Annotated in this window: 5 protein-coding genes and 3 pseudogenes; 4 read left to right on the top strand and 4 right to left on the bottom strand. The window is 27.6% G+C overall.

All coding sequences use genetic code 11. The features are described 5' to 3' along the window. The 4 genes and pseudogenes from OC698_RS02150 to OC698_RS02135 all read right to left on the bottom strand — a co-directional run. A pseudogene (locus OC698_RS02150) lies at positions 1–255 on the bottom strand (group II intron reverse transcriptase/maturase); the annotation flags it as partial. Positions 256–799: 544 nt separating this feature from the next. Next, positions 800–1,009, bottom strand: a complete 210-nt coding sequence (locus OC698_RS02145) for a hypothetical protein (RefSeq protein WP_304513080.1) — start codon at positions 1,007–1,009, stop codon at positions 800–802. Between the two features lie 430 nt (positions 1,010–1,439). Beyond that, positions 1,440–3,827 (bottom strand): endopeptidase La, encoded by a 2,388-nt coding sequence (gene lon / locus OC698_RS02140; protein ID WP_304513079.1) that lies wholly within the window; start codon positions 3,825–3,827, stop codon positions 1,440–1,442. Between the two features lie 104 nt (positions 3,828–3,931). Further along, on the bottom strand, positions 3,932–5,242 hold the full coding sequence (locus OC698_RS02135; RefSeq protein WP_304513078.1) for a trigger factor: 1,311 nt from the start codon (positions 5,240–5,242) through the stop codon (positions 3,932–3,934). Between the two features lie 584 nt (positions 5,243–5,826). Between OC698_RS02135 and OC698_RS02130 the strand changes: the two genes are divergently transcribed. The 4 genes and pseudogenes from OC698_RS02130 to OC698_RS02100 all read left to right on the top strand — a co-directional run bounded on the left by OC698_RS02130 (position 5,827) and on the right by OC698_RS02100 (position 9,513). Beyond that, the gene (locus OC698_RS02130; protein ID WP_304513077.1) at positions 5,827–6,144 is read left to right on the top strand and encodes a thioredoxin family protein; all 318 of its coding nucleotides are present in this window, start codon (positions 5,827–5,829) and stop codon (positions 6,142–6,144) included. A gap of 49 nt (positions 6,145–6,193) precedes the next feature. After that, positions 6,194–6,772: pseudogene (truB, locus tag OC698_RS02125) on the top strand (tRNA pseudouridine(55) synthase TruB); the annotation flags it as partial. Between the two features lie 589 nt (positions 6,773–7,361). Then, a pseudogene (locus OC698_RS03225) lies at positions 7,362–9,070 on the top strand (reverse transcriptase domain-containing protein). 224 nt (positions 9,071–9,294) lie between these two features. Further along, positions 9,295–9,513: a hypothetical protein gene (locus OC698_RS02100; RefSeq protein ID WP_304513073.1), complete on the top strand. Its 219-nt coding sequence runs from the start codon at positions 9,295–9,297 to the stop codon at positions 9,511–9,513. The last annotated feature ends 532 nt before the right edge of the window (positions 9,514–10,045 follow it).

The raw sequence follows: 10,045 nt of genomic DNA, 5'->3' as shown, positions 1-10,045 counted from the left end.
CCGATTTCTTGGTTCTAAATCTCAAACTCCACTCCGAAAAGTTATTCTCAAAATCAGGAATTGTTCCAAGGTTTTTTGGATGATTCTATCTTGCATGGTAGGGATTCCGAGTGGTCTTTCCTTTGGGGTTAAATTGTTCATTCCCCATTGGATTTCTTGTTTTAATGGACGTTGTTTTAAAGATTGATCATGAATTTTATCTATTGTCCGAAGAAGCTTCGATTTCAATAGCTCAAAATCCTTTCTAGCTTCCACAATCTCAACGAATAAACAATAAATTACTTTCTTCTAAGTCATTAACTCTCTTCTTGGTAAGACGTTACCCTTACGACTACTAAGAAGATGCTTTATCCTTGACCATCCGGACTTTTATTTCCGAATTGGTAAATTTAATTACTTCGTTTTAAGTTCTCCAAGTTACCCTAAATTTCTACCTTAATTCCTTAGGTGAAGTACCCTCTTAAGAGGCTGACTCCAGGTTTCATATGATAAACTACTCAATACTTGAAGCTTATACTAGTAGACTCTGGACTGTCCGTTTCAGCAACTTCCGAACAGGTTATACTATTACATCAATTTTCATTCTTAGGCCATTTCAGGCTTTTCCATCGAATTATTTGGTGGCGAGGTCTTCTTGACTAATTTGCTTTCATCGCAACCCGCTTTTATGGTCTGCTGTAATTTGACATTCTTTCGTTTGCCAAACCGACCATCTCCTTTCCGGGTTTATCGGCCCTGGCTATTGGTTAAATAGCAGGAAATTTAGGCCTCTTTAGCGCCCATAATTTTTCAATTATCATTAAAATGATTGTTGAATAAAAAATTGTAAAAAGATAATTAAAACTAAAATACTAATGAAACGATTAAATTTATCAATACTTTGATTGCTTTTGTAAGTGCCATATTGTTCTGCAAATGCATCAGTAACATCTACTTCGGACGAAAACAAAACACTAATAACAATAATAACACAAATAATATAAATAACATAATTGGGTAATACGAACATATTATCACCTTTTTATTAATTTTTAAATTAATACATTCATTGAAATTGTGATAGATTTTTTATTTATGATTTCATAATTGATACTAATTATTTATAGAACCGGAAAAAAATATTTTTTCCGGCATAAAAACTTTAATATCTTCGAAAGAGATTCTATTTAAAATACTTCAAATGAGAATATAAATTAAATTTTTCTTTATCTTATTATTAATATCTTACCAAAATATTTCAAAATTAATGCATTATTTACCCTAAATTATTTTTGATACAAAAATACTAACTATATATACCAATTAATCTTTTGGTATTTTTTATAATTGTAATTTTTTATTGTTAAAATAATTAAATTAGTTTTTTAAAATTATATATTTTAAAAAAATTTCCAAATCAATAACTATTAAATAATCAAAATTATATTCATCTTTTTAAATTAAGAAGAAATAAAAGCTTCAGCAAAGATATCTTTAACATTTTGAATAGTTATAATTTTTAATTTACTACGAACTTCTTCAGGAATATCATCGATATCCTTAGAGTTAGCTTTCGGAATAAAAACGATGTTTATACCTATTCTATCAGCGGCTAAAACTTTTTCTTTTAATCCGCCTATAGCTACTACATCTCCAGTTAATCTAATTTCTCCAGTCATTGCTATATTTTCTTTAACCTTTTGACTAGTCATTACAGAAAATAAAGATGTAGCTATAGTTACACCAGCAGAAGGCCCATCTTTAGGAACCGCGCTTTCGACAAAATTAATATGAAAATCTTTTTGTTTAAACATGTCGTAATCGATGCCTAATTTGTGAGCATTAGCTTTTAAAAAACTAAAAGCAGTAATGGCACTTTCTTCAATAACCTTTCCTAAATGGCCAGTTAAAACTAACTTACCTTTGCCAGGATAACAAGTAGTTTCGATAGATAATACGTCTCCTCCTACCGTGGTATAAGCTAATCCGTTAACAACACCTATTTGAGGTTTTTTTTCGGTTAATAAATCATAATAAATTATTTTTCCTAAAAAATCTTCTAAATTATCTTCGTTAATATTAGCGCAGGTTATTTTTTTAATTAAAATATTTTTTATTGTTTTGCGAATTAAAGTGGCTATTTTTTGACTTAAATTTCTGATTCCAGCTTCTTTAGTATAATTTCTAATAATTTTAATCAAAGCAGAATCACTAACAGAAAATTTTGTCGCTTTTAAACCATGTTCTTTTAAAAGTTTCGGAATCAAATGCTGTTTAGCAATATTTAACTTATCTTTTTCTGTATAAGAATTTAATTCAATAATTTCTAATCTATCTCTTAAAGGAGCAGAAATATTACTAATATCATTAGCAGTAGTTATAAATAATACTTGTGACAAATCAAAAGGTTCAGATAAATAAAGATCTACAAAAGTTTTATTCTGATTCGGATCCAAAATTTCTAATAAAGAAGATTCCGGATTATGATGAAAATTATTTACTAATTTATCTATTTCATCTAACAAAAATACAGGGTTTATAACTCCTACGTTTTTAATACCATCCAAAATACGACCAGGCATAGCTCCAACATAAGTTCTTCTGTGACCTTTAAATTCGCTTTCCTCTTGTAAACCTCCTAAAGATTGTTTAACGAATTTACGTCCTAAAGCTTCTGCTATAGAAATAGCTAAAGTAGTTTTACCTACGCCCGGAGGGCCTACCAAACATAATATCGTTTGAGCGTTATGTTTAGTCATAATTCTAACAGCAGCATATTCTAAAATTCTTTCTTTAGCTTCTTGTAAACCATAATGATTTTTTTCTAAAACCATAAGAATTTTTTCTAAATCATCAACATCTTTACTTTTTTTACCCCAAGGCAAAGCTATTAAAAAATCTAAATAATTTCTAATCACAAAAGAATCAGCTACCGCTGAAGAAATTGATTGATAACGAGATAATTCTTGTAATGCTTTTTCTTTAATATTTGTCGGCATTTTAGAATTTTTAATTTGTGCTCGTAAAGTTTCTATTTCTTCTTCTTTTTTAGCCCTATCACCTAATTCATTCTGAATAGCACGTATTTTTTCTCTAAGATAAAATTCTTTTTGATTTTCGTCAATACTACGTTTAACTTCTTCATTTATTTTATTTTCTAATTCGATAATATCAATTTTTTTATGAATATCTTGCAAAATATAAAATAATCTATTATTTAAATTTGTTTCTTGTAAATACTTATATTTTTCTTTTTCATCAATTTTTAAAGAAAAAATAATTAAATCAGCTATTTTTTCAGTATCAATACCATTTTGAATTTGTTCTAACAAATTATTGTCAGATATAAATAAAAATTGACTTGTATTAGAAGTTATTTGTTCCATAACTAATTTAATCAAAGCTTCTTCTTTTTTAATATCATCGCTTAATTCAGTAGCGACTGGAACATATGTGGCATTAAAAAAATTATCTTTTTTCAAAATTGAAGTTGTTTTAATTCTTTTTAATAAACGGAATTTAACTTTATAAATAGAACTATTAAGAATTTTAACTGAAGCAATAATTCGAGCTAATACCCCATATTCTGCAATATCTATTATTTCGGGTTCTTCTAGAGCAAATATTTTTTGAGGCAAAATAACTACATAAGGAAATTTAGTTTTTTCGGCATGTTTTAAAGCGTTTATTGAAAAATCACGTCCTATTTCTATCCTAAAATCATTATTAGGAATAGGTATCAAATCACGTACAATAATTGCAGGTAATTCATAAGGAACCTCAACACCTTCAATATATTCGAATTTATTATCGCCTTCTATTTGATTTAATTTATTTTTTTTATTCATTATTAGCCTCTCTCTTGAAAATAAAATTAAACTTATTAATGATATAAAAATTAGCTAATATTTAATTTCTAATTCTTACAAAATAATTGAAATATTAAAAATAATTAAGAACTTTTATTAAAAGAGGAATTATTCCACAAAAAATCTATAACTTTATTCTGTAATAAAGTTGTTTTAATGTAGTTAAAGTCATATTTTTTTTGAAAATCTTCAAAATTATGAAAATTCGAACTATGAAATAAATTTTGATAAAAATTTTGAATTTCATCATCTGAAATACGAATATTCTCTTTAAGAGCAATTTCTTCTAACAAAAAGGCTATCTTTATTTTTTTCTCATTCTCTTCAATCATTTGTTTTTTAAAATCTGATTCTGACAAATTATTTTTTTGAAAATATTCGATTAAATTAGAATCTTTATTTTTCAATTGTTTTTGAATTTTATCTTCTGTTATTGAAATATGATTTTGTAATAAATTTTGAGATATATCAATACTTGAATTTTTTAACAAATATTCCACAATTTGTTGTATTTCTTCTTTTTTTAAAACTTCTTTTTTATTAAATTGCAATTGTTTCCGGAAATAATCGATTAAATTTTCAATTGTAGGAAAATTTTCAGATAAATGCAATTGATTAATTATATCCGCGTTCAAATCAATATCCGATATAAAATTAATTTTGTTTAAAAATAATTTTATTTTAACATTATTACCAGATAATTTTGAATTTGAAAATGTATCAGGAAATTTAATTTTTAAATTACGATATTCTTTTTCTTTCATTCCTAATATGTGAGAAGATAAATATTCAATAATATAATTAAAATTGCTATTATCAAAATCAAAATAGATATTATTTTCCTTCAAAATAACCACATTTTTATGTCGTATTTCTAAATTAAAAAAATATTGACAATATTTATTTTTTAATATAAAACCTTTTTCTTTGAATGCTATATTTAACCATTGTCGAATAGATTGATTGATTTCATCTTCTGTTACTAAAACATCTTGATTTTTTTTGTTAATAGGTATGTCAATATTTTTATAATCGCACAAATCAATTTTTGGCTTTAATGCAAATTTGATTATTAAAGAAAAATTATGATTTCGTTCTATTTTATTTAGATCAAAATCAACAATCTCGGGGTGTCCCATAATTTTATTTTCATCTTTTGTCAAAATTTCATTAATTTTTGATTCAACTAAAAATGTAATAGCTTTTCGATATAAAAATCTTTCGCCAAAATATTTTTCGCATAATAATCTATTCACAAAACCTTTGCGAAAACCCTTAATTTTAATATCATTTTTAATATTATCAAAAGATTTTTGTAAAAAAAATTCAAATTCTTGAGGATTAATATCAAAATTATATTTCACAAAATCATTTTTTATATATTCAATTTTCATTATTTTATCACCTAGTAAATCACTTTTTTAAAAAAATTCATAGTAATATAAAGAAAAAATTTTTTAATCTTATTTGTATAACAATAAATAATCAAAATTAAAATTATAAAAGTATTTATAATATAATAATAAACTCTATAAAATTACAAATATAGATAGTATTTTTAAAAACCTTTTATCTAATAATTATAATTAAAATACAAAAAGATTCAATAATTTAAAAAACATTTTTACGTATTATTATTTTAATAATAAAGATTAATACACACTAAATTTTATCAAAAAAAATAATAATTCCTATTTTTTTTGGTTCAATTACTTGTTTGTATTAAAAAATTTTGAAAAAATTAAATAACTCGAAAATAATTATTAAATACATAATAATTTAAATTAGTGTTCAATTTATATAAAAATAATAAAACTTTTAATTTCTTTAAATCATTATAATATATAAGCGTAAATTAATTTTAATTTTTAAACATTAATTTACATAAATTTAGAGAAAAAATGAAATTCTCAAAAATAATTTTCACTAAATATATTATATATTTGTTAAAATTTAAGAAAGGACTCGAATATAAATAATGCAAAATTCTATAGAAAATTTAGAGGAATTAATTGTTAAAAACAAAAATAAATTATTGTTAATTGATTTTTTTCTAATACATTGTCCTCCTTGTCAAAAATTAATGCCTCATCTGGAACAAATTAAAAAAGAAAAACCCGATATCGAAATTATCAAAATTAATGGGTACGAAAACTTTGATTTAGCTAAAAAATATAATATTACAAGTTATCCTAGTTTACTATTATATAAAAATACTAAATTAATTAAAAAAAATGTAGGTTATTTATCTTTATCAGAATTATTAACTTTTATAAAAGATGATATAGAAGATTGAATAATATTTTTAAATTTTTAATATTGAATAAAAAAATAGGAAACAAAATATGATTTGTAGCAAAACGGAGGGATTTTTTTTAATAAATAAAACTTCTGGTATTTCATCACATGATGTTGTTAAATTTATCAAAAAAAAATTAAATTTAGAAAAAGCAGGACATACAGGAACTTTAGATCCTTTAGCAGAAGGTTTGTTAATTGTAATAATTAATAAAGCAACAAAATTAGCATTTTTATTTAACGATTTAGATAAACAATATCAAGGAACTGCCATTTTTAATAAAAATTATGACACCTTAGATATTAATGGAAAATTAATGGATACTAAAAACATAATTTTATCTGAATCTATGATAAAAAAAAATTTTGATTTTTTTAATAACAAACAATATTGGCAAACTCCTCCGATTTTCTCCGCCATTAAGATTAAAGGTCAAAAAATGTATAATTTAGCTAGAAAAAAAAAATATATAGAAATTCCTCCGCGACAAGTAACCATTTCAAATTTGAAATTAATTTCATATGATAATAAAGAACAAGAAGTTAAATTTCAAGTAGACGTATCTAAAGGAACTTATATAAGAAGTTTAATTAGAGATATTGGAAAAAATATGAATACTTACGGAGGGGCGCCAAAGAGGCCTAAATTTCCTGCTATTTAACCAATAGCCAGGGCCGATAAACCCGGAAAGGAGATGGTCGGTTTGGCAAACGAAAGAATGTCAAATTACAGCAGACCATAAAAGCGGGTTGCGATGAAAGCAAATTAGTCAAGAAGACCTCGCCACCAAATAATTCTATGGAGAAGCCTGCAATGGCCTAAGAAGGAAAATTGATGTAATAGTATAACCTGTTCGGAAGTTGCTGAAACGGACAGTCCAGAGCCTACTAATATATGCTCCGTGTATCGAGTAGTTTATCAAATAAAGAAAACCTGGAATCAGCCTCGCTAAAGAGGATACTTCCCCTAAAGAATTAAGGTAGAAATTTAGCGTAACTTGGAGAATCCTAAAACGAAGTAATTAAATTTACTAATTCGGAAACAAAGCCCGGGTAGTCAAGGATAAAGCATCTTCTTAGTAGTCGTAAGCGTAAACCTAAATTTGGAACAATTTAGTTAATCGTCTTACTGTGAAGAGAGTTAATGACTCTTATAGGGCGAAAGAAGAAAGTAATTTATTATTTATTCAATGGCATCGAAGAAGGGGTTGATATATGATATCAACAACGGTTTCACCAGAAACTAAATTTTCGCGAACATTGGATAAAATTCAATATCGTTCATCAAATGGTTATTCTTTAAAAAGAGAGCTAAAACAAGGAATAAATAAGTTCTATAACACGTTGAAGAATCGCTACAAACAAAGGAGCAGGCACACCAGGCGTTGACAATGAAACCATTGATGGGATTAATCTAGAAAAACTAGAAAGATACCATCAGGAATACGTCCATAATGGTTATAATCCGAAACCAGTTAATAAAATTTTCATTCCTAGTGATAATAAAAGAACCAGACCCTTGGGGGTTACCGACCATCAAAGATCGGCTGATAAAAAAATGCCTCGAACAACTCTTAACTCCCTATTTTGAAAATATCTTTTCAGCATGGAGTTTTGAATTTAGAACCAAAAAATCCTGTCATGACGCCATCAAACGCGTCAAACAAAGATTTAAAGGTATCGACTATATTGTCAAAATCGACCTAAAAGGTTACTTTGATACCATCAATCATGAGATTCTCATGAGAACCCTAAATCAGTTCATCAGAAAGAATAAAAACCTCTCAACTATCAACAAATGGTTGAAAGCCGACTACATGAAGGACGGAATCAAATATGAATCTTTATCGGGTTTCTCCTCAAGGAGGAATAATTTCTCCTTTGCTGGCGAATGTATATCTACATAACATCGACCTGAGAATGGAGGAACTGATTTAAAGAAGGAAAGCCGATTAAGAAGAGCAACCTAGAATATGGGAAAGCATGGAAAACAAACCAGCACCATCAACTGGGAATTGACAGTCTTATCAACCTAAACCCAAAAACAAGAATTGAGCACATCCGTTACGCTGATGATTTTATCATTGGTGTTAAGGGCGAGTGTGATAAAGCCGAAGGGATTAAGAATCAAGTAGTCCAATGGCTAAAGCAAGACCTAAAACTTACTATCAGTAAGAACAAGTCAAAAATTGTCAAGGCCAGCAAAGGAACAAAATTTTTATCCTACTTGATAAAGGTAAAACCAACCAACAAAACCCGTGGAAAGAAAACTACAAAGAATTCCCTAAACGGCAACGTTCAAATCCAAATTCCCCAAGCGAAAGCTAAAGAATACGGAGATGAATATAATTGGTTAAAAAAGGAAAAGGTGAAACATGACAAAACATTAGCAAATAGAGATGAATTAGAAATAATCAGGACCTATCAAACAATTGTTAGTGGAATTATCCAATACTTTTGTTGTGCTAACAATCTAGATGTTTTGACTCACGCGAATTATCTAGCTGAAGATAGCTGTTTGAAAACGCTGGCAAGGAAACGAGAAACGTCAATTGCCAAAGTTCGGAAGAAACTTAATATAGGTTCAACTTGGGCTACTCCTTATCTTTATAAAGGGGAAACCAATATGAATCGTGGGTTGTCTACTCTTGGGATAAAATTAAAAAAATGCGTAACTATAAGGGGAATTCCGTACTATTAATAGATTTATATTCCAAGGTCGTACGCACCTAACTGACCGTCTAAAAGCGGAATGTTGTGAGAATTGCGACAAAACAACCCAACTGCAAATTCATCACATTGGGACAGTTCGCAATGCGAATCGCCAAAGCATCATGAATAAAAGAACAAAAGTATTGTGTAAAGATTGTCATCGCAAGATAACAAATCAACAAATACACGATATTAGAAAACAAGAACGATAAGAATAAATAGCTAATCAACCGCGAGGAGAAATTAGTTCTCGCAAGAGAGTAAATTAGGGAAAGCCGGATGCTTGGAAACTTGCTTGTCCGGTTTGAACGGGGGCTGATTGTAAATAAAAAGGCAAATACAAATCGCCGTATAAAACGCAATTAATCTATCCGTATCATTAAAACAATTAAAAAGAACTAAAATTGGTTTATATGAACTAAAAAATGCTACTTTAATGAATCAAATTTCTTTATCTAATTTAATAGATATTAAAATTTTATTTCAAAATTGTAAAAAAATAATTTTAAACGATTATATCATTAAATTAATTCGAAATGGTATTTATTTAGATCAAAGACACATTATAACCCAAGAACCTTTTATAGTAATGAATAATAATAATGAATGGATTGCATATTATCAACCTATTCGGTTGGGCGCCAAAGAGGCCTAAATATCAAGTGAACTAACCATTCACCAGGAAGATAAATCCTGAAAGGATAAGAATGGTTTCTGAAAGAAAACAATCAGAAATTATAGCAGTTCTTAAAAGCGGGTTGCGACGAAGTAGTTAGTTAAAATGACACCGCCACCGAATGGTTCTAAGGATAAACCTGGAATGGTCTAAGAAGAATAAGAAGATGAAATTGTATAACCTATCTCGTAAACTACTATCAACGAGTAGTCCAGAAACTATCAATATATAACCGATTATCGGATAGTTTATCAACTAAAAACCTGGAATCTCACCGTTATTTAACGGTCACTTCCCCTAAGGAACCAAGGTTGATATTTAGAGTAACTTGGAGAATCCTAAAGGCCAATTATTAGATGAACTAATAATAAGATAAAAATCATAAGGCCCAAGGATAAAGCGACTTTTTAGTAGTCGGAGGAGTAAAACTTAATTTGGAATCATTAAGTCAATCGTCCTCTCAGGAAGAAGGTTAATGACCTTTATAGGGCGAAAGAAGTCAGTAATTTAT

The organism is Candidatus Phytoplasma gossypii (assembly GCF_030586975.1).
GTDB lineage: Bacteria > Bacillota_I > Bacilli_A > Acholeplasmatales > Acholeplasmataceae > Phytoplasma > Phytoplasma citri.
Note: the sequence above shows the minus strand (reverse complement) of the source record. Positions and strands in the feature narration are given on the sequence as shown.